The sequence below is a fragment of the Nonomuraea sp. CX421 genome (genome assembly GCF_059358955.1).
This window is the reverse complement of record NZ_JCADBK010000018.1, coordinates 1-23,915: the sequence shown is the minus strand read 5'-3', so window position 1 is coordinate 23,915 and position 23,915 is coordinate 1. Positions and strand designations below refer to the sequence as shown.

Genomic DNA, 23,915 nt, shown 5'->3' with positions numbered 1-23,915 from the left:
ATCAGGCTAGGCCGGAGGATAAGGGGGATTGGGGTAGTTCTGCGGGGCCTGGTGATAAGGAAAGGGAGGCTGGGGAGGTGGGGGAACCGCCGCGCTCCGGCGCTCGGCGGATGCGCACGCCGCCCCGCCGACCATCAAACCGATGCCGACCATCGCGAAAATCTGCGCCCGCTGAAGGTCTTCCTCAATGGTGTCGATTCCCCCTGCGCAGTAATAGAGGCTCACAGCCAGCATGATGCACCCAAAGGTGAGAAATAGGACACGCATGAGGCGTGAGTTTACTGGTCCCCCACCGTCGATATCACTAGGCGATCTTGGGATCGGACTCGATCTCCAGGACCGCCTTGCCGTGCAGGCGGCGGCCGAGCAGGGCCTCGGTCGCCTTGGCGGCCTCACGCCAGGAGCCCCGCCATGAGATGCGCGGGGTCAGCCGACCGGCGGCGACGCCACCCGCCAGCCAGGTCAGGTCGGGCGCCAGGTTCCGGCAGGCGAGCAGGAAGAAGGTGACGATCGAGCGATCGTGCCGCTCATGGCCACCGGAGAAGGCCCCGGCCGGGAAGCTCTCGCCGCTGTCGGCCGCATGCCCGACGGTGACCAGGGTGCCGCCCCCGGCCAGCCGGTCGTACGCCGACACCAGCTGGTCACCGCCGACCAGGTCCAGCACGCCGTCCACGGGCTCGGTGACCGCGCGCGGCCCGGACACGACCTCGTCCGCGCCGAGCTCTCGCAGGCTCTCACCGTGCGCGGCCGGGTCGCCGGTGGAGGCCACCACCTGGGCTCCGCCGAGGTGGGCGAGCTGCACGGCGTACCGCCCGACTCCGCCGGTCGCGCCCGTGACCAGCACGCGTCTGCCGAGGATCGGACCGAGCCGGTGGAGCGCGCGGAGCGCGCTGGCGCCCGCCACCGGAACGGTGCTGATCGCGCCGAGGTCGGCCTCCTGGGGCACGGCACCCATGAGATCGGTGTCGACGGCGCGGAGTTCGGCCCAGGCTCCGTCGGCGGCCAGCGTGACCACCCGTGTGCCGGGGGCCGGGCCGGACCCGTCCGCGGCGGCGCGTTCGACGATCCCCGCGGCGTCCCAGCCGAGGATGGTCCCCTGCGGGGCGTTCCGGATGCCGAACGCGACCTCGCCGTAGTTGAGCGAGGTCGCCGTCACCCGTACCAGGGCCTGGTTCGGAGCGGGCACGGGGTCCGGTGCCTCACCGAGCCGCAGGCCGCCTGGAACGGAACGGTCGACGAGCAGAGCACGCATGGGGTCCACCTTTACCGAGGAGTTTATGCCACTGAGTGGCATAAACCTACAGGAGGCATTCGCGTACCGGCTACACTCTGGTTCGTGAGTATCGTGACGCCGCCCGCGAGGCTGCCACTGCGCGAGCGCAAGAAGCTCCGCACCCGCGAGGCGCTGATCGACACCGCGCTGGAGCACTTCACCGACCGCGGTTTCGACGGCACGACCCTCGACGATCTCTGCGCCGCCGTCGAGGTGTCCAAGCGCACCTTCTTCCGTTACTTCGACAGCAAGGAAGACGTCGCGATGGCGCCCACCCAGGACCTCTGGGCGGCCTTCCTGGACGATCTCCAGACCCGGCGGCCGACTGGCGGCCCGCTCTTGACGCTGCTCCAGGACACCCTGCTCGCGGCGCTCGACCGGATGCCCGCCGAGGGCTGGGCGGAGCGTGTTCTGCTCACCCGTCGGCTGGCCGCCCGGACACCGTCGATGAACGCGCACGGGCTGCAGTTCTGCGATCGCACCACCCGCGGCGCGATCACGATCCTGCGGGAGCGCTTCGGCCTGGCCGACCCGCACGACCTGCGGCCCCGGCTGGCCCTCGACATGATGGTCGCGGCCTTCCACTGCGCGCTGGAGGAGTGGGCGTTCCAGCCCGGACCCGTGAGCCGCGACGACCTCACCGCCCGCCTCCGCGACGCGTTCGCCGCGATCCCGGGCAGCGTCACGATGACGGTCGCCTGAACGACGAGACCGCCCGCCACCGCGCCCCGCTCTGCCCTCAGTCGCGCAGCCCCGCGAACAGGTCGTGCTCGTGGGCCGGGGCGTCGACCCGGGACCGGACCCGGGTGAACGCCTCGTTGGCGAACGCCTGGTGCTGGGCCTCCTTGGGCAGGCGCAGCAGGAAGATGTTGTCTCCCTGGCTGGCGTGGGCCCGCAGCGCCTCGAGCTTGTGATCGACGTAGGGGGCGACGTCGACCAGGGTGGTCACCAGCTCGTCCGGGGTGCCGAAGTCGTCGGACGGCTCGAAGTCGACGCCGAGGTCGACGCCGTTGTCGCGCATGTGCTCGAACATCCGCTTGATCGCCGACCGGGGGATGGCGGTGTAGTAGAGCTTGTCGGGGATGCCCGTCGCCTCGGCCGCCGCCACGGCGACGCGGTGGGTCTGCACGTGGTCGGGGTGACCGTAGCCGCTGCCGCCCGTCTCGTCGTAGGTCACCACCACCTGGGGCCGGTAGCGCTCCATCAACGCGCCGAGCCGGGCGGCGGCCGTGTCGACGGGCACGTTGGCGAAGGCGTCGGGATGGTGGTTGGTCTCCCAGCCGTCCATGCCGGAGTCGCGGTAGCCGAGCAGCTCAAGATGGTCGATGCCCAGATGCCGCACCGACTCGCGCAGCTCGGCCAGCCGCAGCTCGGCCACGGCCTCGTCGTCGTGGCCCGGGTCGCCGGGTTTGACACCGCCGGGACCGTCACCCTGCTCGCCGTTGGTGCAGGTGACCAGCACCGTGCGGATGCCCTCGCCGGTGTAGCGCGCCAGGATGCCGCCGGTGCTCAGGCACTCGTCGTCGGGGTGGGCGTGCACGGCCATGAGAGTGAGTTGCCGATCCATGTCCGAGAACACTACCCGCCGGTTCCGACAGATTCCGGCCCAGCCTGGCGGACCAGTTCCCCGGCCCTCAGGCGGGCGGCCGCCGCGGCCGCGCGGTCGCCGACGGCCTCGGCCAGCGCGCCCTGCTTGAGCCAGTTGAACGGGCTGCACGGCCGGACGTTGATCCGCTCGCTGACCAGCACCCGTGCCAGGTCGTGGCGGCCACCCCTGAGCGCCGCCTCCAGCAGGGTCTTCTGGACCGCGTCGCGCTGCGCGTGGCTGCCGCCGAACTCGTTGACCCGGTGCCTGATCGGCCAGAGCAGGTCCACGACCCGGTCGTGGTCGCCCAGCCCGAACGCCACCAGCGCCCGGCACACCGGCAGACCGACCCGGGCCGTCATGTCGTGGTTGGTGACCCCCGGACGCGGCTCGGCGAGGTAGGTCTCGCGGCCGGCGATCAGCCTGTCGGCGTCGGCGAAGCGGCCCGCGCCCACGTACGACATGACCGCGTGCATGTCGTTGAACGCGTAGAACGGCTCCGCCACCAGCGCGGGCCAGCCCTCGGCCAGCGCGCTCCACCGCTCGTGCTGACCCGAGCCCTCCAGGTACAGCCGCCAGAGCAGGGCGGCGGCGTCGAGCAGCTCCATGGACGACCGCCCGGCGGCCAGGACCGCGTCGTAGATCGCCAGCGCCCTCGCCACGTCACCGGCCTCCAGCGCGTACAGCGCGTAGTGCCACCAGTTGTGCACGTTGAAGAACGTGCCGGTCGACCAGTCGTCCACCCTGGCGTCGAGATAGCGGATGCCCTCGCCGAACCTGCCCTGCATCTCGTACGTGTGCACGACGGCGTGGATGCCCCACACGTCGCGCGCGTTCAGCTCGACCGCGCGCAACCCGACCTCCTCGGACCTGTCGTAGTGCCCCGCCTCCTCCAGCCCGAAGGCGTACATGCCGAGCACGTGGCCGAAGTGCCGGTCGTCCTCGCGCCAGGCGGAGAGAGCGCCGCCGATCCGGTCGCGCAGCGAGCGGGCGTCGCCGGTGAAGAAGTCGATCTGGTGACCCGCGGCCAGGGCCAGCGCGTCACGGGGATGCTGCTCCGTGATCGTGCCCAGCCGCCTTCCGCAGGTGAGGAAGTCGCCGTCGAGCAGCGCCTGGACGGCCTCCACATGGGAGCGCTCGCGGGGGAGCAGGGTGGAGTGGTCGATCCGGGCACGGAAGGCGGCGAACCGCCGCCTGGCCGTCCGCGCGTCCTCGGCCTCGGTGGTGAGCAGCCCAAGGTAGGCGGCCAGGACGTTGCCCATCGGGAAGTCCGGCGCCTCGGCGAGGGCGGCCGTCGTCTCGGCGTCCACCTCCACCCTGAAGTGCAGCAGGTCGTCGATCGCCTGGTCATAGTGACGGGTGGCGGCGTCGCCGGCCCCGGTCATGGCCAGGTCGTGCTGGTCGGTGCTCATAGGGCCAAATATAGGAAGCCCCCGATCGCGCGTCTGTGCGGAAATCAACGGTTCGCCCGGCGTACGCGACAGGATCCGCGCGCGGAAGGGTGAACGGCACGGTGAGTGCGTGCACTTGTGCGCGGAAGCGGCCGGACCCGGCGGGTTAACGTGCCGGGTGCACGCGCTGCGGTGGCCAGCCGCCTCGGCCGGCGCAGGGCGTGCCACTCGTCCGCGTGATCGCGCGGACCAATCCACCGAAAACAGGAGAATCACATGTCCATGCCCTCCAAGGCTCCGTCGAGGTCACGCCGCCTGCGCCTGTCCGCGCTGGCGGTGGCGGTGACCGCCGGCGCGCTGCTCGCGGGGAACGTGACCCAGGCCGAGGCGGCACCACCGGAGGTGATCAGCCGCTGGAACAACGAGCTGGTCCACTCCAACTCCGTCAGCCCCGGCTTCAGCATGTTCCTCTCCAGCGGGGCGTACACGATCAGCGCGAAGCTCTCCGCGGCGAACCAGGGGAGCTCGACGATCAACTATTCCTGCATCCTCAGCGCCCAGGGCGGCGCCGACACCGACGTCGCCGCCGTGACGCTGGCGCCGAACGCGACCCAGTCGGTCGTCCTGAACGTCGTGCACAACTTCACGAGCACAGGGCAGCTGGCCTTCGCGTGCACCAAGCCGCCCGGGACCCCCACCGTCCGGATGCAGCAGGTGAAGATCACCGCGATCAAGGTCAACACGCTGGACAACCAGCCGTTCTGACCGACCTGCGATGCGAGCCGGCCGGCTCGGGGCGTCCCGTTCGCCTCGGGTCGGCCGGTTACGTGTGCGCTCCTCCCGGGCCGCGTATCCGTCGGTGGCGTCGGGCACACTGGGGGCCCATGACACACGACGGTGACGCGGGAGTGCCGGGCTCGCTGGCCAGGGTGCTGGCCGAGGTGAGGGCGGAGCGGGTCGCGCAGGACGCACGATGGGGCGTCCAGGAGTTCCCCGACGGCACCGGCCCTGACGGTGCCGGGTCTCCTGGCCCTGGGATTGACGGCCCTGGGATTGACGGCCCTGGGATTGACCGCCTTGAGGTTGCAGGTACAGGGGTCGATGGCGCTGGGGTTGACGGTGCTGGGTCGGGCGGAGCGGGAGGCGGGCGCGCGGGTGCGGTGGCCGCCGCCGACCAGGCCAAGCGGGCGGTCGCCGAAGCCGCTGCCGTGGGGCGGCTGACCTGGCGGCACATCCTGCACGAGGAGGTCCTGGAGGCGTTCGCGGAGGACGAGGCCGGGCGGTTGCGCGAGGAGCTGATCCAGGTGGCCGCCGTGGCCGTCAAGTGGGCTCAGGCCATCGACCGCCGCCAGACCTCACCTCCCGAGCTGGCGTGCCGGACCGACCTTGCCGGTCTGGTGGATCAGCCACCTCCGGCCGGTCCAGCGGATCAAACACGTCCGGTGGGTCTGGTGGATCAGCCACGTCCCGCTGGTCCAGCGGATCAGCCACGTCCGGCCGGTCCGGTGGGTCGGACGGTCCCGGCGGGCGAGGAGCGGTTCCGGGCCGTCGTGGCCGTGCACGTGCTGGTCGTGCGGGGTGAGGAGGTGCTGCTCGGCAGGAGGGCCGGCACCGGCTGGGCCGACGGGAGGTGGCACCTGCCGTCGGGGCATCTGGAGCCGGGCGAGTCGGTCGTGCGCGCCGCCGTGCGGGAGGCGCGGGAGGAGCTCGGCGTCGGCATCGAGCCACGCGACCTGACCTTCGCGCACCTCATGCACCGCGCGCCCGACCGGGTCGACCTGTTCTTCGTCGCCCGCGAGTGGCAGGGCGAGCCGCGCAACGCGGAGCCGCACAAGTGCTCCGAGGTGCGCTGGTGGCCGCTCGACCGGCTGCCCGGCGACACCGTGGGCTACGCCGCGGCCGCTGTCGCCGAGGTGCTCGGACAGGTGCCGTTCACGCTGCACGAGTGGCCCGGCGAAGACTGACCGCCGGGCGCGAGGTCACGGGACCGCGGGCATCCACGGCCAAGGCCGGGACGCCTGACAGTCGCGCGTGGGGGTCTCGAAATTACCTATCGACACGGAGAGTGATGGCATGGATACTCTTCGTGTAACCCCCGCTTCTCTGGCCACTTCCGCACCACCGGCGGCTACGTGCCGTCCACGGGCGGACCCGGGTCAGGGAACACCGTAAGGAGAGCGATGCATTCGAAGAGGTCCACCGCGCTCACCCTCGCCGTCCTTCTCGGCGGCGCGTGCCTGACGACGGCCGCGGCCAGCGCCACGTCCGCCAACGCCACGGCCGCCAACACCGCGCCGGCGGCCGTGGTCCAGCGCGCCGGCGCGCTGCCTCCCGGCTACCAGCTCGTCACTCTGCCCAACGCGAACGTGCCGAACTTCCAGCGCCGCACCCTCTACTGCCCCGGCTCGAAGAGGGTCCTGGGCGGCGGGGCCGAGGCCCGGGGCAACGACGCGATCCTGGTCGGCTCGTTCCCCACCGATGACGGGCGCGGCTGGATCGGCATCGGCCGCCAGAACGCCTACCGCGACGTCGGCATCAGCGTCTTCGCCATCTGCGCCGACTGACGTCCGGCACCACGAGGCCCCGGTCGCCCTGTCGGCCGGGGCCTTTCCACGCTCGGACCGCCAAGAAGCTGGTCGCGTTCTGCCACGACGGGCTGGCCGGGTTCAAGCGCCCACGTGAGGTGCCGATGCCGGACGAGCCGCCCAAACCCGGCCACAGGCAAGATCCAGCGCGTCGTGGTCCGGGAGATCGCCGCCTGGATGGGTGAACCCCGAGCTCTCAACGGGCCTGGGCCTCGCGCAGGTCCTTGACCAGGATGTGGCACACGTCGGCCACCTGTTCGACGCGGCCGTCCGCACGATACACCTGGCGGGTGGTCGGGACCGGCGGGTGCGGCCACTCGCGGTAGCCCAGCCGCCGGTACAACGAGCGTGCGCGGTGGTTGTCCAGGTCCACGCCGAGCGCCACCCGGGAGTGGCCGAGGTCGCGCAGCCGCGCCTCGGCCGCGTCCATCAACTGGGTGCCGATCCGGTGGTTGCGCTGCTCGGGCATGACCTCGAGGTGCGTCAGGAGCGGCACGCCCGGGAGCCGGTCGCGAAGCTCAGGCTCCTCGGCCGAGTCCAGCCACAGGTACACGTCGCCGACCGGGGTGAACGCCTGCCACGCGACCAGCAGCACGCCGTGCCCGGCCCGCTGCCGGGCGAGCTGGGTGACGAAGTACGGTTCCTGCCCCAGCGCGCCGACCAGCGAGGGCAGGTCAGTCTGACAAGCAGCCCGGATCCGGACATGTCGCATGACATCTACGATCGGGGGATAAATCGCTGCCTTACAAGCTGGTGAGGCGAGTTCTGTTAGGTGACCACGAAGGATCCGGCGCCTTTGGGCAGAAGTTACGGCCGCAGGTGTATCGAGGTGAAGGGGAGATGGGTGGGGGCCGACAGCCGTCTCAGCGCCTCGCCGACGGACTCGGCGACGGGCAGGCACTCCACGAAGTCACGCCACGACTTCAGGTCGGCCCGCCAGGCGTCGAGGTAGGTCAGGCACATGTCCGGTGTGATCAGAGCGAGGCGCCCCAACGACGCCTTGAGTGCCTCCTCCATGCGACGCCGCTCCCCGGACTCCACGTTCGAGTCCGGGATATGCCGCAACACGCTCAGAATGAAGCGGTGGCGTCTGGCGAGGAAGTCCTTCCAGTGGCCCTGATGCGCGTCGCGGATGGTCCTGCCCTCATCGAGCAGCCAGAAGATCCCCTCGGCGAGTACGTCTCCCAGCTCCTCGTTTCTGGCCCGGGCGGGTGTGCGGAAAGGCTCGTACGGAGCCTGTTTCACCGTGCCCGTCACGGCGAGGGGTCGTAGCCCATCCGCTTCGAGCAGGTAGAACCAGTCCTCGTTGTAGATATCGGGAAAGTAGGAGACGCAACGGGTGGTCTCCACCGCGAGTGCGCCGCCGCCGACGAACGAATCCTGAGCGCCGCCGACCGCGCGGAAGGCGTGGCAGACAACCGAATTGTCGGGGAACCCACCCACTGACAGGCCGACGGCGCTGTAGGTGTGGAGCAGCCCTGCCGCTCTGCGAAGGTCATCAGGCGCGCTGACCTCGATGTCGTCGTCGAGGAACACGATGCGCCGCCATCCGCGCATCCTGGCGAGGGCGAGGGCGAGGTTGCGCTTCGCCGCCGTGTCGGTCCTGCGGCGAAACCTGTGTGGCAGGACTGACGAGGTCTCGAACCGGGGCAAGGCGAGCGCGTGACTGTGGGTGAAGTCGATGGCGATCACTTCGGCCCCATGGCTGCCGAGCGCTTTGACATGTTCGGTCCCGGTGTAGGGCCCACTGCAGATCACGAGCAGCGGGCACCGGAGCCTCCTCGAAAGGTCGGCCGCGTGGAGCAGGCGGCGGCGATGACGGACCGTGGGCACCACGATCGCGTCGATCGTGGCCGCCTGGTCAACGGGCGCGTCCGGCGCCAGAAGCAGATGCCTGTGGGTTCCGTGGTGATCGCTGGATCTCAGGGGAGACACGGGCGAACCGCCAGCGGAATCCGGATCCGAAGAAAGGTGACGATCCAAGCCGGTCCCCGGGGTGGGGAATGGGGAGCTGACGCGCTCGGGGACACCCGTGCAGACTGCATGTTCGCTGATGAAGCTGTGCCGGCGTAGGCGGGCGCACAGGTTCTGGCGGCGGATCCGGCGTGGCAACCCGCACGTGGTTCTGGCTCCGCACCGCGGACGGTCACAGGTGAGATGGGAGCCGTCGGGCGTTTATGGCACGGGCGGCATGGAAGCACTTCACGAACTCCAGAATTTGATCACAAGATGGGGGCGGTCGGGCCTTCGGCCGGGTGGTCGTTCATGGCTGGCCGGGCCACTCGTGCAGCCTTGACTCCTCCTGTGTCCAGTCGGGAGTCATCACCAAGCCGTTGAGGATGGAGACGCGGGTGAGAATGGCGAACGACTCGCTGTCGCCGAACCGGTCATTTACGTAGGCGGCGTTTCTGTCGCGGAAACGGCTGTCGGTCAGCGTCCGGACCGCGCCCAGGGTGCCGCGGCCGTACATGCCGTTGCAGATCGTGAGCGTGCGTTTGCGGTTGAGCGGGTTGGGCCCCCGGTAGAAGAGCGCGACATCCTCGAGGAGCACGCCGTCGTCGCGCAGCCTGGGATGGTGGCGCTCGGATCCGGCCTCGAAGTAGGGGCCGGCCGAGCCGTCCCAGTCGTTGATCTGTCTGACGGGCAGGCCGAGGTGATGGATGACGTCGGCGGTGAGGTCGTTCCAGTCGACCCCGCCGAGCAGCACGAGGTGCGTGGTGAGATCGTCGGGCACCAGCTCGTTGGGTGTGTGGCGGCGGACCTCGCTCGACGGGTTGAAGGCCCGGATGTGGCCGTGCAGCTCGAAGAGCGCGTCCAGGTCGGCATAGGTGTAGAGCTCTATGTAGTCGGGGTCGTGGTGCTTGACGTACGGCATGCGGTCCAGCAGCTCCTGCGGCAGACGGGCGCAGACGAGCGTGACCGGCTTGTCGTCGCCGAAGTCCCACGGATTGCGGACCGTCTCCGGATCGGAGACGACCTGGCCGAGCGCGGCGGCGCGCAGGGCCAGCAGTTCCTGCCGGAGGTCCTCCCGCGTCCGCAGCTCGTCGGGGTCGAGCTCGTCGTCCGGCAGCGGGGCGAGCGAGCCGTCGCGCATCGAGCGGATGGTGCAGAAGAGGGTCGCGTAGGCTTCCAGCCGGTTGACCGGCGGGACCTTGGGCGCGGTCGGAGACTCCCAAGACGAGATGAGCGGGACACTCACGTCGAGGGCGCGTGCCAGCTGTGGCTGCGTGACGCGGGTGTCCGGCCACTGCCGATCGCGCAGCGAGCGTAGCCGTCGTGCTAAGGCCCGGCCGGAATCCACCATGATGGCACTCCTCATCTGAGCTTCAGTGTCTTCAGTAAACCTCTACTGATGCTCAGATGCGAGCATATTTGGCCAGGCCAGCGTCGCCAGACGGATCACGTCGCGACGAATGCTTCATTGTAGGACAGTGGCCGAGTCTTGGGCGGGTGATTAGGGGAAAGCGGGGGTGGGCATCTCATCTTCAGGACTTGTCGCACATCTGCTGAAGGTTAACTGAAGTTAATTGCGGAGGATTTACCGTGAGCATCAGGGATCCGCCGAGCATGCCTGGAGGCGCGGGCTAGCACCCACGAACAGGCAGGCACCCCCGGGTCGGCGCAAACGATCACCAGGAGTGCCCGCACTCGTACAGGCCCCATCGGCGCGTCACACACCGGGAACCTCGATGCTCGCAACCATAGTCTTCCCCACCGGCCTGGCAACCGTCGTCGCCAGCCCCGAGGGCGTCGCCGCGGCGCGCGGCGCCCTCTACCTCTTCGCCGTGGTCTCGTTCTGGGCCCTCATCCTCGCCGTCCGCCAGGTGTCCAAAGTCGTCACCGCCCTGCTCCGCGCGCTGCTCGTGCTCCTCGCCCTCGCGGCCCTGGGCGCGGTGGCCGTCGCGATCATCGCGCAGGTGGCGCTCGCCATAGGGCCCCACTGACGGCGCGTTTCACGAAGAGGGCGCCCGCCGTATGCCGGCGGGCGCCCTCACCGGCGCTCCCTACTTCCGGAAGAGGCCGACCGACCAGCGGACCGGGCGGTTCGTGGCTTCGCCCCTCATGCGCAACGTCACCGTGATGGTCACCTGCTTGCCCTTCGGCACCGTGAACATGGTCATGGCCATGGGGAACGAGCCCTTCTTCCATACGCCGCACGAATCGCTGGACGAGCTGTCCTTCCCGTCCACCCGGTAGGCGAACCACAGCCGGTCGGCCAGGTCGCCGGTGCAGATCTGGTCGATGCCGAGCGGGCGGCCGTCGCCCAGGACCCGGAAGGTAGCCGACTTCTCCCGGGGCCAGGTGCCCGTCGAGGAGTCGGCCAGCGAGTAGCCGTCGATGCGGCGGGGCAGGGCCCTGGGCGCCTTCGGCTCGACCGGCCGCTCCGGCGGCGTCCACTCGTACACGCCCAGCGTCCAGGCGGCCCGCTCGGGCTTCACCGGCTCGCAGGGGCCCTTGCCGTCGGCCCGCACACAGGCCGTACCGCTGCGCTTCGCGTCGAAGGTGAGCGTGATTCGGTCGCGGGCGCCAGGCGGCACGGTCAACGGCAGGAGCCTCATCTCCTTGTCACAGGGGCCGAAGTAACCCCCCATGTTGATTCCGTCGATCCTCACCATCGGGCTGCCGCCCGTAGTGCCGCCGGACGTGCAGATCCCCGCCACGTCCAGCGGCCTGCCCGTGACCGGGATCGTCACCTTGGCCGTCTCGCTGCCTGTTCTCTTGATGGAGGTCAGGGCGAGGCGCCGGTACTCGGTGCCGTCCGGGGAGGTGAACCTCTCGGGCAGCTCGGCGGCCCCGGACGCGGCGGATGGCCCGGACGGCTGGGTGGCGACCGTGATCTGGGGTCGCGGCTCCGCCGTACCGGACAGCAAGGGGAAGCCCAGTGCGGCGATCGCCAGCACGGCGGTGCCGGCGCCGAGCCGCCTGCGGAGGCGGATTCGGCGGATGCGCACCTGAATCTGCTCGTTGCGCACCGGGTTGGCGGGAGCCGGGCCCTCGCCGTGCGCGTGGAGAACGTCTCGCAGGTCTTGTACGGTCATCGGTGCAGCTCCTTCGTGATCAGGTCGTCCACGCGTAGTTTCGCTAGGGCCTTGGCCGTCTGGCTCTTGACCGTGCCGGGCTCGCAGCCCAGCAGCCTGGCCACCTCGGTCACCGGCAGGTCTTCGTAGAAGCGCAGCACCACGACGGCGCGCTGCCTGGCCGGGAGCCTGCCGACGGCCTCCCAGAGCGTGTCGCGCTCACCCAGCCGGCCCGTCGCGTCGAGGACGGGTGTGTCGGGCAGGTCGCCGACGGGGCGCTCCGCCCGCCACTTCCGGCGCCACCACGAGGTGTACGTGGTCACCAGCACCCTGCGCACGTACGCCTCGGGGTCGTCCACTCGCGCCCAGGCAAACCACGTCTTGGCCAGCGCCTCCTGCAGCAGGTCCTCGGCCAGGGCCCAGTCCCGGGTCAGCAGGTAGGCAGTGCGTAACAGCCGGTCGGACCGCGCCACCACGAAATCTTGATATAAGGCACGATTAGCCACCAAATCGCCTCCCGTTAGGTTCCTGAAGGGAGGGACGCGCCGGGAAAGGCGTCAGGTTGCCCGGCCGGCGCGGATCACCGTGAAGGGGGCCAACTCGCCCAGGCCGCGCACCGACAGCCGGTCGACCGCCCGCAGGTGGAAGGCCCGGTCGCCCTCCAGTTCCTCGGCCATCTCCGGATCGGCCAGGATCGTGCCGGGCAGCGCCAGCGCGGTCAGCCGGCTGGCCAGGTTGACCGTGGTGCCGAACACGTCGCCCATCCGCCAGATCACCGGCCCGGCCGCCAGGCCGACGCGCAGCTCCGGCATGCCCCTGACCCTGGCGTGGATCTCGACCAGCCGCAGCGCGATCTCGGCCGCCTCGTGCGCCTTGCCGGCGACGAACAGCACCGAGTCGCCGAGCGTCTTGACCACGCGCCCGCCGGAGGAGGTGATGATGTCGGAGGAGCGCCCCTCGAAGGCGTCGACCAGCTGGGCCAGCTCCCACTCGGTGATCTGCCTGCTCAGCCTGGTGAACCCGACGAGGTCGGCGAAGCCGACGGCCAGCCGGGCCGCGCTCCGCTCCTGGACGGCCATCCGGCCGGCCGCGGCGGCGAGCTGGCGCTGCCAGGAGTAGACGAGCAGCTTCGCCAGGTCGGGCACCACCCGCTCGGCCCGCCTGCGCCACGCCCTGGGCCGCTCGGCCAGCGGCACGCCCGCCTGGTCGAGTGCCTCGGCGCCGAGCTGCGCCTGCGACTCGGCCAGCCGGGTGGAGGCCCGGCCCAGCGAGCGGGCGATGAGCAGGACGTGCTCCTCGTCGTAGATGCCGTCGCTCACCATGCCGAGCAGCGTTCTGAGCGCTTCCACATCGGAGTCGGTGAACTCGACGGCGTCGTCGGCGACGTTCGGGAAACCCAGTGCGCGCCAGAACCGGCGCGCACGGTAGACCGGCACCCCGGCCATCTCGGCGACCTGGTGGCTGGTGTAGCGACGGGGCTCACGCAGGAACGCCTCCGCAAGCCCGTCCTGTTCCTCGCGGGCCACGGCTGCAACATACACCGCCAAAGCGGGTGTTATGGCTACTCCAGGAGGGCCCGGAGCGCCGGACGTTCGCTGGTGGGGACGTACCCCACGTAGTAGTCGTACATGGTCCGCCGGGAAAGCCGGGCGGCCAGCGGGCCGTCGCCGGCGCGGACGGCGGCCAGGACCTCCTCGTGGTGGCGGATGCTCCGGCGCATCAGCGCCACGCGGTCGGGCGCGGCGGCGATCTTGTCGGCGATCAGGCCCAGCACGATCGAGCGGACCACCTCGGTGCAGATCTGGATGAGCTTGTTGCCGCTGGCCCGCGCGACCGTGTCGTGGAAGGCCACGTCGGCGGTGCTGAACTCGTCGTATCCCACCTCGACGGCGGCCCGCATCGCGGCGATGGCCGTGTCCATCTCGGCCAGTTGCTCGTCGGTGCGCAGCCGGGCCGCCAGCAGGTTGGCCGAGGAGTCGAGCACCATGCGGAACTGCACCAGCTCGCCGAGCGACAGCCCGTCGACCCGCGCCAGCATGGTCATCGACTTGCGCAGCTCGGTGGGGGTGAACGGCTGGACCTCGGCGCCATGGGGGTCGCCCGGCCGGGACCTGACCAGGCCGCGGGCCTGCAGCACGCGCAGCGCCTCGCGGACCGTGGAGCGGCTCACCGAGAACTGTCCCATCAGGTCACGCTCGCTGGGCAGCCGCTGCCCGGGGCAGAGCGTGCCGCTCTCGATGGCCTCCTCGACCTGCTCGACGATGCGCTCGTAGGCACGTACGGTTCGCACCGGCTCGAACCGTGGACCACCCATTTCGCCCCCTTGACCCGAGCCGTCACCGACTGGCAATGTGCAGCCTACTGGTCGGACCAGTGCACTATCCAGGAGGCTGTTGGACATGAGGCGCATCGGCATCTGGATCGCCGTGGGCGGTCTCCTGCTGGGCACGACCGCCTGTGGCGGCGGGGGCGGAGGCGAGCCCGCGGGGCAGGCGGCCGGGAGCCAGACGTTGTCCGTCGGGTTCGTGGCCGAGCCGGCCAACCTCGACTTCACCTCGACCGAGGGTGCCGCGATCCCGCAGGCGCTGCTCGTCAACGTCTACGAGGGGCTCGTCAAGCTCGGTCAGGACGGCTCGATCCAGCCGCTGCTCGCCGAGAAGTGGGAGGTCTCGCCCGACCGCAAGACCTACACCTTCTCGCTGCGCAAGGGCGTCACGTTCAGCAACGGCGCCCCGTTCACCGCCGACGACGTGATCTTCTCGTTCGACCGCGTCAAGTCCGACTGGAAGCTGAAGATCAAGTCGCAGCTCGACTCGGTGGACCGGGTCGAGAAGGACGACGAGTCGACGGTCGTCGTGACGCTCAAGCAGCCGAGCAACGGCTTCCTCTACACGCTGACGACCCGGCTGGGCGCGATGTTCAGCCGCACCGGCGTCGACGACCTGGCCAACAAGCCCGTCGGCACCGGCCCCTACACACTGGCCTCCTGGAAGCGCGGCGACTCCATCCAGCTGAACGGCAACGACGCCTACTGGGGCGCCAAGCCCAAGGTCACGGCCGTCACGCTGAAGTACTTCAAGGACGCCACGGCGATGAACAACGCGCTGCTGACCGGCGGCATCGACGTCATCTCCAGCGTCCAGGCGCCCGAGTCGCTGCAGCAGTTCGCCGATCCCGGCCGCTTCGAGACGGTCGAGGGCACCACCAACGGCGAGGTCGTGCTGTCGATGAACAACGACCGCGCGCCGTTCAACGACAAGAAGGTGCGCCAGGCGGTGCGCCACGCGATCGACCACAAGGCGCTGCTCGACACCGCCTGGGCCGGCCGCGGCGGGCTGATCGGCTCCATGGTGCCGCCCACCGACCCCTGGTACGAGGACCGCACCGGCGACTACCCCTACGACGTCGCCAAGGCCAAGGAACTGCTCGGCGGCAAGACGTACGACGTCAAGATGCGCATCCCCAACCTGCCCTACGCGGTGGCGAGCGCCCAGGTGGTCAAGTCGCAGCTGGCCCCGGTGGGCATCAACGCGGAGATCGAGCCCCTGGAGTTCCCGGCTCGCTGGCTGGACCTGGTGTTCACCAAGGCCGACTACGATCTGTCCATCATCAACCACGTCGAACCCCACGACATGAGCATCTTCGCCGACAAGTCCTACTACTTCCGGTACGACAATCCGGAGTTCGGCAAGCTGCTCACCTCCGCCGACCAGGGCAGCGAGCAGCAGCAGATCGACGACCTGAAGAAGGCCGCCCGGATGCTCTCCGACGACGCCGCGGCCGACTGGCTGTTCCTGTTCCCCAACCTGATCGTGGCCAAGAAGGGCGTCACCGGGCTGCCGAAGAACGGCATCGCGGAGGCCTTCGACTTCACCGCGCTCGCCAAGCAGTGATCCTCTACCTCGTCAAGCGGCTGGCGGTGCTCGTCGTGAGCACCGCCGTCGCCGGTGTGGTGGTCTTCGCGTTCATGGCCCTGCTGCCCGGCGACCCGGCCGAGATCGCGCTGGGCGTCAACGCCACTCCCGAGGCGCTGGAGGAGCTGCGGCGGCAGTTCGGCACCGACCGGCCGGCCGCGGCGCAGTTCGCCGACTGGTTCGGCGGTCTCGCCCAGGGCGACTTCGGCACCTCCTACGTGACCAGTTCGCCCATCGGGCCGCAGGTCGCCGACCGGCTCGGCGTCACGGTGACGCTCGTGCTCGGCGGCATGGTGATCGCGCTGCTCATCGCGGTCCCGCTCGGCGTCTTCGCCGCCGTCCACCACCGCGACCCGCTCGGCGTGGCGATCAGCGCCGCCAGCCAGGTCGGCATCGCGATCCCCGCCTTCCTGGCGGGCATCCTGCTCGTCTTCGTGTTCGCGGTGCAGGCCCAGGCGCTCCCGTCGGGCGGGTACGTGCCCTTCGCCGAGAGCCCGGGCGAGTGGCTGCGCGGCCTGCTGCTGCCGTGGCTGTCGCTCGGCCTCGTCCAGGGAGCCGTCCTGACCAGGTACGTCCGCTCCGCCGTCCTCGACGTGATGCGCGAGGACTACCTGCGCACCGCCCGGGCCAAGGGCAGGGGCCGGATGGGCGCCCTGTGGCGTCACGGCCTGCGCAACGCCTCCGTCCCCGTGGTCACCGTGCTCGGCCTGCAACTGGCCACCCTGCTCATCGGCGCGGTCGTGGTCGAGCGGGTGTTCGTCATCCCCGGCCTGGGCGACCTGCTGCTCAACGGCGTCGCCGGGCGCGACCTGCTGCTCGTCCAGGGGGTGGTGATGGTGCTGGTGGTGGCCGTGCTGCTGATCAACTTCGTGGTGGACGTGGCCTACGCGGCGCTCGACCCCCGGCTCAGGGGGGCGCGATGAGACTCCGGGTCAACGCCGGTCTGGTCGCCGGAGCCGTCCTCGTCGGGCTCGTCGTGCTGGCGGCGCTGGTGTCGTTCGTGTGGACGCCGCACGACCCCACGCTCGTCGACGCGGCGGGCAAGCTGCGCGACCCCGGCGACGGCTACCTCCTGGGCGCCGACAAGTTCGGCCGCGACACCCTCAGCCAGCTCATGGTCGGCGCGCGCACCACGCTCTACGTCGGCATCGTGGCCGTCGGCATCGCCGCGCTGCTCGGCACCCCGCTCGGCGTGATCGCCGGGATGACCCCGTACGGCTGGCTGTCCGAGCTCGTCATGCGGGTCAACGACCTCGTGTTCGCCTTCCCCGCGCTGCTGCTCGCCGTCATGCTCGGCGCCGTCTACGGGGCCGGCACGCTCACCGCCATGATCGCCATCGGCGTGGCCACCGTGCCGGCGTTCGCCCGCGTGGCCAGGGCCGCCACCCTGCAGGTCATGGTGACCGACTACATCCTCGCCGCCCGGGCGGCGGGCCAGCGCGGCACCGCCATCGCGTTCCGGCACGTGCTGCCGAACATCGGCTCCATGCTGATCGTCCAGGCGTCGGTGTCCTTCGCGATCGCCATCCTGGCCGAGGCGGCGCTGTCGTTCCTCGGCTTCGGCACCCGTCCGCCGACCCCCTCCTGGGGCCGCATGCTGCAGGAGTCGCAGGAGCTGCTGTTCTCCACGCCGCGCCTGGCGCTGTGGCCCGGCCTGGCGATCGCGCTGGCCGTCCTCGGGTTCAACCTGCTGGGCGACGGCCTGCGCGACCATCTCGACCCCAAGCTCAGGAGGATCCGTGCTGAGCGTTGAGGGTCTCAGCGTCAGCGCCGAGTCGGTACGGCTGGTGCGCGAGGTGTCGTTCGCCATCGCGCCGGGCGAACGCGTCGGCCTGATCGGCGAGTCCGGCTCCGGCAAGTCGCTGACCGCGCTGGCGCTGATGGGCCTGCTCCCGGAGGGCGTGACCGCCACCGGCACGGCCAGGCTGCGTGAGCACGACCTCCTCGGCGTGCCCGAAGGCCGGCTCAAGCGGCTGCGCGGCCGGGACGTCTCCATGGTGTTCCAGGAGCCGATGACCGCGCTCAACCCGCTCATGCGGGTCGGCGCGCAGGTCGCCGAGGTCATGACCCTGCACGGCGAGCCCGCCGCGCGGGCCCGTGAGCGCGCCGTCGAGCTCCTCGGCCGGGTACGCCTGCCGCGGCCCGGCCAGCTCGCCCGCGCCTACCCCCACCAGCTCTCCGGCGGCCAGCGCCAGCGCGTCATGCTCGCGATCGCCCTGGCCAACGAGCCCGACCTGCTCATCTGCGACGAACCCACCACCGCGCTCGACGTCACCGTGCAGAAGCAGATGCTGGAGCTGATCGCCGAGGTCGCGCCCGCGCTGCTGTTCATCACGCACGACCTGGCCGTGGTCGCCTCGATCTGCGAGCGCGTCCTGGTCATGTACGGCGGCCGGGTCGTCGAGACCGGCCCCATCCGTGAGGTGTTCGCCCGGCCCCGCCACCGCTACACCGAGGGCCTGCTGGCCGCCTCCCGGCTGACCCCGCGCGGCACCCGGCTGCCCACGATCCAGGGCAGCGTCCCGCCGGCGGGACGGTTCCCCGACGGGTGCGTCTTCCGCAACCGCTGCCCGCAGGCCGGCCCCGCCTGCGAGACCGAGCCGACGCTGACAGGAGACGGCCATGCCTTCGCATGCTGGCACCCCGGCGCCTGACGCGGTGCCTGACGCGGTGCCTGACGCGGTGCCTGACGCGGTGCCTGACGCGGTGCCTGACGCGGTGCCTGACGCGGTGCCTGACGCGGTGCCTGACGCGGTGCCTGACGCGGTGCCTGACGCTGACTCCGGTCTCGCCGGATCCCCCGAGACCGGGCCGCTGATCGAGGCCCGCGACGTCACCCGCGTCTACCGCCGCCCCCGCACCTCGCTCACCAGGCCCGGCGAGGCCGTGCACGCGCTGAACGGCGTGTCGCTCACCGTCCGCCGGGGCGAGCGGTTCGGCATCGTCGGCGAGTCGGGCTCCGGCAAGTCGACCCTGCTGCGCCTGCTGTGCGCGCTCGACCAGCCCACCAGCGGCGTCATCCGGTTCGACGGGCAGGACCTGGCCGGCAGGTCCGAACGGCGGCTGCGCTTCCTGCGCCGCAGCCTGCAGATCGTCTTCCAGGACCCGATGAGCTCGCTCGACCCCCGCATGCGGGTGCGCGACCTCGTCGCCGAGCCGCTCGTCGCCCTCGGCGAGCCCGTCGGCGGCCGGGTCGCCGAGCTGCTCGACGAGGTCGGCCTGCCCGCCTCGGCCGCCGACCGTTACCCGCACCAGTTCTCCGGCGGCCAGCGCCAGCGCATCGCGATCGCCCGCGCGCTCGCGCCCCGCCCCAAGGTGCTGGTCGCGGACGAGCCGGTCAGCGCGCTCGACGTGTCCGTACGCGGCCAGATTTTCAACCTGCTGGCCGACCTCGTCGACGAGCTCGGCCTCACCCTGGTCTTCGTCTCACACGACCTGTCCGTGGTCCGGCACGTCTGCGAGACCGTGGCGGTGATGAACGGTGGTGAGATCGTCGAGACGGGCCCGGTCGACGACGTGTGGGCCGCGCCGCGTCACCCCTACACGAGGACGCTGCTGGAGGCCGTACCGACTTTGGAGGATGTGTTGTGATCGACGTCGACGCCCAGGGAGTGGTGGAGTTCACCCAGGCGCTGGTCCGCGTCCCGAGCACCAACGACCCGGCGCTCGGCCGCAGCGAGCGGCCCGCCGCCGAGCTGGTCGCCGCGAAGATGCGCGAGTGGGGCTGGCGGCCGGTCGTCTCCGAGGCCGCGCCCGGCCGGCCGAACGTGGTGGCCGTCGTCGAGGGCGGCGGCGGTGACGGGCCGACGCTGATGTTCGAGGGCCACACCGACGTCGTGACCGAGGGCGACCTGTCGACCTGGACCGTCGACCCGTTCGGCGGCGAGATCCGCGACGGCAGGCTGTGGGGGCGGGGCAGCGCCGACATGAAGTCGGGCCTGGCCGCGACCCTCTACGCCACCCGAGCGCTGCAGCTCGCTGGACCGTTCCCGGGACGGATCAAGGTGTGCGCGCTGGCCGACGAGGAGGGCCTGATGCTCGGCGTCCACCACTTCGTCGCCGAAGGGCTGGCCGCCGGCGTCGACGGCGCCATCGTGGCGGAACCCGAGGCCGGCGAGATCTGCGCGGTCGCCAAGGGCGCGCTGCGGCTGCGCGTCGACCTCACCGGCAAGATGGCCCACGGCGCGATGCCGCAGCACGGCCGCAACCCCATCCAGGCCGTCGGCTCCCTGCTCGTCGCGCTGCGCGACCTGGAGCGGGAGCTGCAACGGCGCCACCCCGCGCACGAGCACCTCGGCGAGGTGTACGTGACGCCGACCGTCGTCCGGGCCGGCACCGAGGAGCAGGTCAACGTCATCCCAGCCGTCGCGTCCGTCTTCGTCGACGTGCGCACCATCCCGGGGCTGGACCACAAGGAGATCGCCGACCGGGTGGCCGTGCTGGCCGCCGCCGACGGCATCGCCGCCCAGGTGACGAGCCTGGTCGACCGGCCGCCGGTCGAGGTGCCCGTGGACGATCCCGTCGTCGTCGCCCTGGCCGGCGCGCACCGCGCGGTCACCGGCGCCGAGCCGGTCTACGGCGGCGTGCCCGGCTCCACCGACGGCACCGTCCTCACGCACTGGGGCGGCGTCCCGTCCGTGGTGTACGGGCCGGGCGGCAAGTGGATCGCGCACCAGGCCGACGAGTACGTCGAGGTGGCCGAGATCGTCCAGTGCACCCGCGTCTTCGCCGAGGCCGCCCGCCGCTTCCTGACCGGGACATCCGCGTGACTCCCCGCCCGGCCGGAAGTTCGGCGCTTCCCGATGCCGGTGTGGCCCGCGGACCGGTCGGCGGGAGTTCGCCGCTCCCCGGTCAGAGGGCGGGGCTGGTCTCCGGGCCGGCCAACTCGCTGGCCGACGTGTCCGGGCTCCGGGTCGGGCACGCGTGGAGGCTGGACGACGGCCACCGCACCGGCACCACCGTCGTGCTCGCTCCCGAGGGCGGCATGGTGGCCGGGGTGGACGTGCGCGGCGCCGCGCCCGGCACCCGCGAGACCGAGCTGCTCGACCCCCGCAACCTGGTCGAACGCGTGCACGCCATCGTGCTGACCGGCGGCAGCGCCTACGGGCTGAGCGCCGCCTGCGGCGTGATGGAGCGGCTCGCCGACGCGGGCGTCGGCTACCCCGTCGAAGGCGGCGTGGTGCCCATCGTCCCCGCCGCCGTCATCTACGACCTGGGCCGCGGCGGCCGGTTCCGCGCCACGCCCGGCGCGGCCCTCGGCGCCGCGGCCTACGACGCCGCGATCGGGGTCACCGCCGCGCCCGGCGTGATCGGTGCCGAGGGTGCCTCAGGGGCCCCGTGGCCGCACGGCGGGGGCGGCGATGGCGGCGCCGGAGGAGCGGCGAACGGGTCGGTGGGCGCGGGCGCCGGGGCGGTCGCCGGCGGGCTGGCCGGCGGCGTCGGCACGGCCAGCGTCCTGTTGCCCTCGGGCGTCACCGTGGCCGCGCTGGCCGTGGTCAACGCCGCCGGGTCCGTGCTCGACCCCGGCGGCGGCAGGCTCTCCGGCACCAGGTACGGCCTGCCGGGGGAGTTCGACCATCTCCGCGAGCCGCTGCCGGAGGAGGTCGCCGCCTGGAACCCGGTCGGGGTGACCTCGTTCAACACCACGATCGGGGTCGTCGCCACCGACCTGACGCTGACCAAGGCCCAGTGCGGCAAGCTCGCCGGGGTCGCCCACGACGGGCTGGCCAGGGCGATCAGGCCCGCGCACACCATGGTCGACGGCGACACGATCTTCGCGGTCGCCACCTGCGCCCTGCCCATGCCGGAGGGAGAGCAGCGGGTGTACGGCTCCCGTACGGTGACCGACGACGGCGCCGGGCCCGGAGCGGCGCAGCTGCACGACCTGCTCGCGGCGGGGGCGGACGTGTTCAGCCGGGCCGTCGCGCACGCCGTGCTGGCCGCGACCGGGCGCGAGGGCGCACCCGCGTACCTCGACGTGTTTCCGAGCGCACTGAGGGATATTTCATGACACGACCAGCGGAGAATGGAGCACCCGCACCCGACACGCGGGGAGGGAGCCGGCCGGTGCGGGAGTGGCCGGACCGGGAGTGGCCGGCCGGGCTCCCCGTCGGTGACCAGTGGGTGGAGACCGGCGAGACGTCCGACGTGATCTTTCCCTATGACGGGTCCGTGGTGGCGGCCGCGCCGGTCGGCACCGCCGAGCTGGCCGCGCGGGCCGTCGACGAGGCGCTCGCCGTCGCCCCGGCCATGGCCGCGCTGCCCTCGCACGCCCGCCGCGCCGCGCTCATGGGCGCGCACGACGCGCTGGCCGGGCGGCGGGAGGAGTTCGAGCGGCTGCTCGTCCTGGAGACCGGCAAGCCTCTGGCCGACTGCCGGGTCGAGGTGGCCAGGACGCTGGTCACGCTGACCACCGCCGCCGAGGAGGTGGCCCGGCTGCACGGCGAGACCGTGCCGCTCGACCTGCTGCCGGCGGGGGAGGGGCTGGTCGGCTTCTGGACGCGCCGGCCGATCGGCGTCGTCGTCGGGATCACCGGCTACAACTATCCGCTGCTGCTGGCCGCGCACAAGATCGCACCGGCGGTGGCCGCCGGCTGCCCGGTGATCGTCAAGCCCGCCCCCGCCACGCCGCTGGCCACGCTCTGGCTGGTCCACCTGCTGCGCGCGACGGGCGCGCTGCCCCCGGCCGCGGTGCAACTCGTCACCGGTGACGTCGAGGTGGGCCGGACCCTGGTGGAGGACCGGCGGATCGGGGCCGTGTCGTTCACCGGCTCGGCCGCCGCCGGCCATGTCATCGCCCGCAACGCCGCGCCCACCAAGGTGCTGCTGGAGCTCGGGTCCAACGCCGCGCTCGTGGTGGCCGCCGACGCCGATCTGCCGGCGGCCGCCGACGCGGTCGTGCGGGGCGGCTACTACGCCTCCGGTCAGGCGTGCATCTCGGTGCAGCGGGTGCTGGTCGAGGAGCCGGTGCGCGAGGAGTTCCTGGCGCTGCTCGCCGACCGGGTCAAGGACGTGGTCGTGGGCGACCCTCGCTCGCCGGACACCCGGGTCGCGCCGCTGATCGACCCCGCCTCCACCGAACGGGTGCTCGGCTGGCTGCGCGACTCCGGCGGAAGCCTGGTCGCGGGCGGCACGGCCGACGGGCGGGCCATCACGCCGACGGTGCTCACCGACGTGCCCGACAGGGCCGCCGCCTGGGACGAGGAGATCTTCGGGCCGGTCGTGTGCGTGCGCTCGGTGCCCGACCTCGACGCCGCCTTCGCGGCGGTCAACGCCTCACGGTACGGCCTGCACGCCTCGGTGTTCACCCGGTCGCTGGCCACGGCGTTCGCCGCGATCGAGCGGATCGAGGCCGGGGGAGTGGTGGTCAACGACGTGCCGGGGTTTCGGGCGGACAACATGCCCTATGGCGGGGTCAAGGACTCCGGCATCGGCCGAGAGGGGCCGCGCTTCGCGATCGAGGAGTTCACCGTCACCCGGATGGCCGTCATCCGCCCCTGACCTGGCCCGGAGAGCACGCGAAGGGTCGCTGGGCCGCGCAGCCTGTGATCGGGCCGGCCTCGTCTCGTGCACGCACGAGCCGGGCTCGGCGATCCCTTCAGCGTGATCTGGCGTGGAACCCCGGGCGTTTACGCCCGGGAGGAAACGACAGCGCGGGAGGGCCGCCAAGGCGCGAGCGGTGCGGTGACCGGTAGGCCGTGGAGCGGCTCAGGGTGAAGATCACATGCGCGTGAAGCGGGCGGACGACGCGTCCGCCCTCTTCTCACGCCGGGGTTCGGTTTCCATCCCGGTGGCGTGGGCTTGGCGATAATGTGTTCGAGGTGAAGCTGGTGGTGCGGGTGAAGCTGCTGCCGACGCCTGAGCAGGCGGCGGCGCTGGAGGCGACGTTGCGCGCGGTCAACGACGCGGCCACCTGGGTCTCGCAGCTCGCCCACGACCGGCGGGTGTTTCGCAACTACGATCTGCGCAGGCACGTCTACGGGCAGGTCAAGGACAGGTACGGGCTGGCGGCCCAGGCCGCGCAGCACGTCATCAAGAAGGTCGCCGACGCCTACACCACCCTGCACGCCCATGTCCGCAACGGCCATCTGGGCAGGCCCGGCTCCGTCCGGCGTGAGCGGGTGCTGGCCCGGCCGATCGTCTTTCGCCC

At 71.5% G+C, this 23,915-nt stretch carries 24 protein-coding genes and 1 pseudogene; 14 read left to right on the top strand and 11 right to left on the bottom strand.

Annotation, left to right across the window (positions count from 1 at the left end):
* Positions 1-6: 6 nt before the first annotated feature.
* Both AC5L3X_RS27490 and AC5L3X_RS27485 read right to left on the bottom strand, forming a co-directional pair.
* Complete coding sequence (locus AC5L3X_RS27490) at positions 7-225, bottom strand: hypothetical protein (RefSeq protein WP_494860697.1); 219 nt, start codon at positions 223-225, stop codon at positions 7-9.
* Between the two features lie 79 nt (positions 226-304).
* Complete coding sequence (locus tag AC5L3X_RS27485) at positions 305-1,252, bottom strand: zinc-binding dehydrogenase (RefSeq protein WP_494860695.1); 948 nt, start codon at positions 1,250-1,252, stop codon at positions 305-307.
* Positions 1,253-1,336: 84 nt separating this feature from the next.
* Between AC5L3X_RS27485 and AC5L3X_RS27480 the strand changes: the two genes are divergently transcribed.
* Positions 1,337-1,975 carry a TetR/AcrR family transcriptional regulator gene (locus tag AC5L3X_RS27480; protein WP_494860693.1) on the top strand — a complete coding sequence of 213 codons (639 nt, stop codon included), beginning with the start codon at positions 1,337-1,339 and terminating at the stop codon, positions 1,973-1,975.
* Positions 1,976-2,012: 37 nt separating this feature from the next.
* On the opposite strand, the gene AC5L3X_RS27475 is transcribed toward AC5L3X_RS27480, so the two are convergent.
* Positions 2,013-2,840: a PIG-L family deacetylase gene (locus tag AC5L3X_RS27475; protein WP_494860691.1), complete on the bottom strand. Its 828-nt coding sequence runs from the start codon at positions 2,838-2,840 to the stop codon at positions 2,013-2,015.
* 11 nt (positions 2,841-2,851) lie between these two features.
* Positions 2,852-4,270 carry a tetratricopeptide repeat protein gene (locus tag AC5L3X_RS27470; RefSeq protein WP_494860689.1) on the bottom strand — a complete coding sequence of 473 codons (1,419 nt, stop codon included), beginning with the start codon at positions 4,268-4,270 and terminating at the stop codon, positions 2,852-2,854.
* A gap of 255 nt (positions 4,271-4,525) precedes the next feature.
* On the opposite strand from AC5L3X_RS27470, the gene AC5L3X_RS27465 reads away from it, so the two are divergent.
* The 3 genes from AC5L3X_RS27465 to AC5L3X_RS27455 all read left to right on the top strand — a co-directional run bounded on the left by AC5L3X_RS27465 (position 4,526) and on the right by AC5L3X_RS27455 (position 6,813).
* Positions 4,526-5,014 carry a hypothetical protein gene (locus AC5L3X_RS27465; protein WP_494860687.1) on the top strand — a complete coding sequence of 163 codons (489 nt, stop codon included), beginning with the start codon at positions 4,526-4,528 and terminating at the stop codon, positions 5,012-5,014.
* Positions 5,015-5,409: 395 nt separating this feature from the next.
* Complete coding sequence (locus tag AC5L3X_RS27460; protein ID WP_494860686.1) at positions 5,410-6,213, top strand: NUDIX hydrolase; 804 nt, start codon at positions 5,410-5,412, stop codon at positions 6,211-6,213.
* Positions 6,214-6,429: 216 nt separating this feature from the next.
* On the top strand, positions 6,430-6,813 hold the full coding sequence (locus AC5L3X_RS27455) for a hypothetical protein (RefSeq protein WP_494860684.1): 384 nt from the start codon (positions 6,430-6,432) through the stop codon (positions 6,811-6,813).
* Positions 6,814-7,030: 217 nt separating this feature from the next.
* Here AC5L3X_RS27455 and AC5L3X_RS27450 read toward each other — a convergent pair whose 3' ends face one another.
* The 3 genes from AC5L3X_RS27450 to AC5L3X_RS27440 form a co-directional block, all read right to left on the bottom strand.
* Complete coding sequence (locus AC5L3X_RS27450; protein WP_494860683.1) at positions 7,031-7,546, bottom strand: GNAT family N-acetyltransferase; 516 nt, start codon at positions 7,544-7,546, stop codon at positions 7,031-7,033.
* A 95-nt stretch (positions 7,547-7,641) separates the two neighbouring features.
* Positions 7,642-8,946 carry a hypothetical protein gene (locus AC5L3X_RS27445; RefSeq protein ID WP_494860681.1) on the bottom strand — a complete coding sequence of 435 codons (1,305 nt, stop codon included), beginning with the start codon at positions 8,944-8,946 and terminating at the stop codon, positions 7,642-7,644.
* Between the two features lie 151 nt (positions 8,947-9,097).
* Positions 9,098-10,138 carry a helix-turn-helix domain-containing protein gene (locus AC5L3X_RS27440; protein WP_494860679.1) on the bottom strand — a complete coding sequence of 347 codons (1,041 nt, stop codon included), beginning with the start codon at positions 10,136-10,138 and terminating at the stop codon, positions 9,098-9,100.
* A gap of 385 nt (positions 10,139-10,523) precedes the next feature.
* Between AC5L3X_RS27440 and AC5L3X_RS27435 the strand changes: the two genes are divergently transcribed.
* On the top strand, positions 10,524-10,778 hold the full coding sequence (locus AC5L3X_RS27435) for a hypothetical protein (protein ID WP_189123032.1): 255 nt from the start codon (positions 10,524-10,526) through the stop codon (positions 10,776-10,778).
* 60 nt (positions 10,779-10,838) lie between these two features.
* Here AC5L3X_RS27435 and AC5L3X_RS27430 read toward each other — a convergent pair whose 3' ends face one another.
* The 4 genes from AC5L3X_RS27430 to AC5L3X_RS27415 are packed head-to-tail and all read right to left on the bottom strand — an operon-like array spanning position 10,839 to position 14,142.
* Positions 10,839-11,873: a hypothetical protein gene (locus AC5L3X_RS27430; RefSeq protein ID WP_494860677.1), complete on the bottom strand. Its 1,035-nt coding sequence runs from the start codon at positions 11,871-11,873 to the stop codon at positions 10,839-10,841.
* On the bottom strand, positions 11,870-12,358 hold the full coding sequence (locus tag AC5L3X_RS27425; RefSeq protein WP_494860675.1) for a SigE family RNA polymerase sigma factor: 489 nt from the start codon (positions 12,356-12,358) through the stop codon (positions 11,870-11,872). The genes AC5L3X_RS27430 and AC5L3X_RS27425 overlap by 4 nt, the downstream gene beginning before the upstream one ends.
* A gap of 51 nt (positions 12,359-12,409) precedes the next feature.
* On the bottom strand, positions 12,410-13,378 hold the full coding sequence (locus AC5L3X_RS27420) for an adenylate/guanylate cyclase domain-containing protein (protein WP_494860673.1): 969 nt from the start codon (positions 13,376-13,378) through the stop codon (positions 12,410-12,412).
* Positions 13,379-13,413: 35 nt separating this feature from the next.
* The gene (locus AC5L3X_RS27415) at positions 13,414-14,142 is read right to left on the bottom strand and encodes a FadR/GntR family transcriptional regulator (RefSeq protein WP_494860671.1); all 729 of its coding nucleotides are present in this window, start codon (positions 14,140-14,142) and stop codon (positions 13,414-13,416) included.
* A gap of 109 nt (positions 14,143-14,251) precedes the next feature.
* On the opposite strand from AC5L3X_RS27415, the gene AC5L3X_RS27410 reads away from it, so the two are divergent.
* The 9 genes and pseudogenes from AC5L3X_RS27410 to AC5L3X_RS27370 form a co-directional block, all read left to right on the top strand.
* Entirely contained in the window at positions 14,252-15,745 is a 1,494-nt protein-coding gene (locus tag AC5L3X_RS27410; protein ID WP_494860669.1) for an ABC transporter substrate-binding protein, read from the top strand.
* Positions 15,742-16,689: an ABC transporter permease gene (locus AC5L3X_RS27405; RefSeq protein WP_494860667.1), complete on the top strand. Its 948-nt coding sequence runs from the start codon at positions 15,742-15,744 to the stop codon at positions 16,687-16,689. The genes AC5L3X_RS27410 and AC5L3X_RS27405 overlap by 4 nt, the downstream gene beginning before the upstream one ends.
* Positions 16,686-17,519 (top strand): ABC transporter permease, encoded by an 834-nt coding sequence (locus tag AC5L3X_RS27400; RefSeq protein WP_494860666.1) that lies wholly within the window; start codon positions 16,686-16,688, stop codon positions 17,517-17,519. The genes AC5L3X_RS27405 and AC5L3X_RS27400 overlap by 4 nt, the downstream gene beginning before the upstream one ends.
* Entirely contained in the window at positions 17,506-18,420 is a 915-nt protein-coding gene (locus tag AC5L3X_RS27395) for an ABC transporter ATP-binding protein (RefSeq protein WP_494860664.1), read from the top strand. Before AC5L3X_RS27400 ends, AC5L3X_RS27395 begins: the two co-directional genes overlap by 14 nt.
* Positions 18,389-19,357 (top strand): ABC transporter ATP-binding protein, encoded by a 969-nt coding sequence (locus AC5L3X_RS27390; protein ID WP_494860662.1) that lies wholly within the window; start codon positions 18,389-18,391, stop codon positions 19,355-19,357. Before AC5L3X_RS27395 ends, AC5L3X_RS27390 begins: the two co-directional genes overlap by 32 nt.
* The gene (locus AC5L3X_RS27385; RefSeq protein WP_494860660.1) at positions 19,354-20,535 is read left to right on the top strand and encodes a M20 family metallopeptidase; all 1,182 of its coding nucleotides are present in this window, start codon (positions 19,354-19,356) and stop codon (positions 20,533-20,535) included. Before AC5L3X_RS27390 ends, AC5L3X_RS27385 begins: the two co-directional genes overlap by 4 nt.
* A gap of 41 nt (positions 20,536-20,576) precedes the next feature.
* Positions 20,577-21,776: a P1 family peptidase gene (locus AC5L3X_RS27380; RefSeq protein ID WP_494860659.1), complete on the top strand. Its 1,200-nt coding sequence runs from the start codon at positions 20,577-20,579 to the stop codon at positions 21,774-21,776.
* 56 nt (positions 21,777-21,832) lie between these two features.
* Positions 21,833-23,266, top strand: a complete 1,434-nt coding sequence (locus AC5L3X_RS27375) for an aldehyde dehydrogenase family protein (RefSeq protein ID WP_494860657.1) — start codon at positions 21,833-21,835, stop codon at positions 23,264-23,266.
* Positions 23,267-23,586: 320 nt separating this feature from the next.
* Positions 23,587-23,915 (top strand): annotated as a pseudogene (locus AC5L3X_RS27370) (RNA-guided endonuclease TnpB family protein); the annotation flags it as partial.

What these genes read in the sequence shown, in the direction of transcription:
- AC5L3X_RS27485 (WP_494860695.1), bottom strand. Translation starts at nt 1,252, where the DNA reads ATGCGTGCTCTGCTCGTCGACCGTTCCGTTCCAGGCGGCCTGCGGCTC.
- AC5L3X_RS27475 (WP_494860691.1), bottom strand. Translation starts at nt 2,840, where the DNA reads ATGGATCGGCAACTCACTCTCATGGCCGTGCACGCCCACCCCGACGAC.
- AC5L3X_RS27470 (WP_494860689.1), bottom strand. Translation starts at nt 4,270, where the DNA reads ATGAGCACCGACCAGCACGACCTGGCCATGACCGGGGCCGGCGACGCC.
- AC5L3X_RS27465 (WP_494860687.1), top strand. Translation starts at nt 4,526, where the DNA reads ATGTCCATGCCCTCCAAGGCTCCGTCGAGGTCACGCCGCCTGCGCCTG.
- AC5L3X_RS27455 (WP_494860684.1), top strand. Translation starts at nt 6,430, where the DNA reads ATGCATTCGAAGAGGTCCACCGCGCTCACCCTCGCCGTCCTTCTCGGC.
- AC5L3X_RS27450 (WP_494860683.1), bottom strand. Translation starts at nt 7,546, where the DNA reads ATGCGACATGTCCGGATCCGGGCTGCTTGTCAGACTGACCTGCCCTCG.
- AC5L3X_RS27440 (WP_494860679.1), bottom strand. Translation starts at nt 10,138, where the DNA reads ATGGTGGATTCCGGCCGGGCCTTAGCACGACGGCTACGCTCGCTGCGC.
- AC5L3X_RS27435 (WP_189123032.1), top strand. Translation starts at nt 10,524, where the DNA reads ATGCTCGCAACCATAGTCTTCCCCACCGGCCTGGCAACCGTCGTCGCC.
- AC5L3X_RS27430 (WP_494860677.1), bottom strand. Translation starts at nt 11,873, where the DNA reads ATGACCGTACAAGACCTGCGAGACGTTCTCCACGCGCACGGCGAGGGC.
- AC5L3X_RS27410 (WP_494860669.1), top strand. Translation starts at nt 14,252, where the DNA reads ATGAGGCGCATCGGCATCTGGATCGCCGTGGGCGGTCTCCTGCTGGGC.
- AC5L3X_RS27400 (WP_494860666.1), top strand. Translation starts at nt 16,686, where the DNA reads ATGAGACTCCGGGTCAACGCCGGTCTGGTCGCCGGAGCCGTCCTCGTC.
- AC5L3X_RS27390 (WP_494860662.1), top strand. Translation starts at nt 18,389, where the DNA reads ATGCCTTCGCATGCTGGCACCCCGGCGCCTGACGCGGTGCCTGACGCG.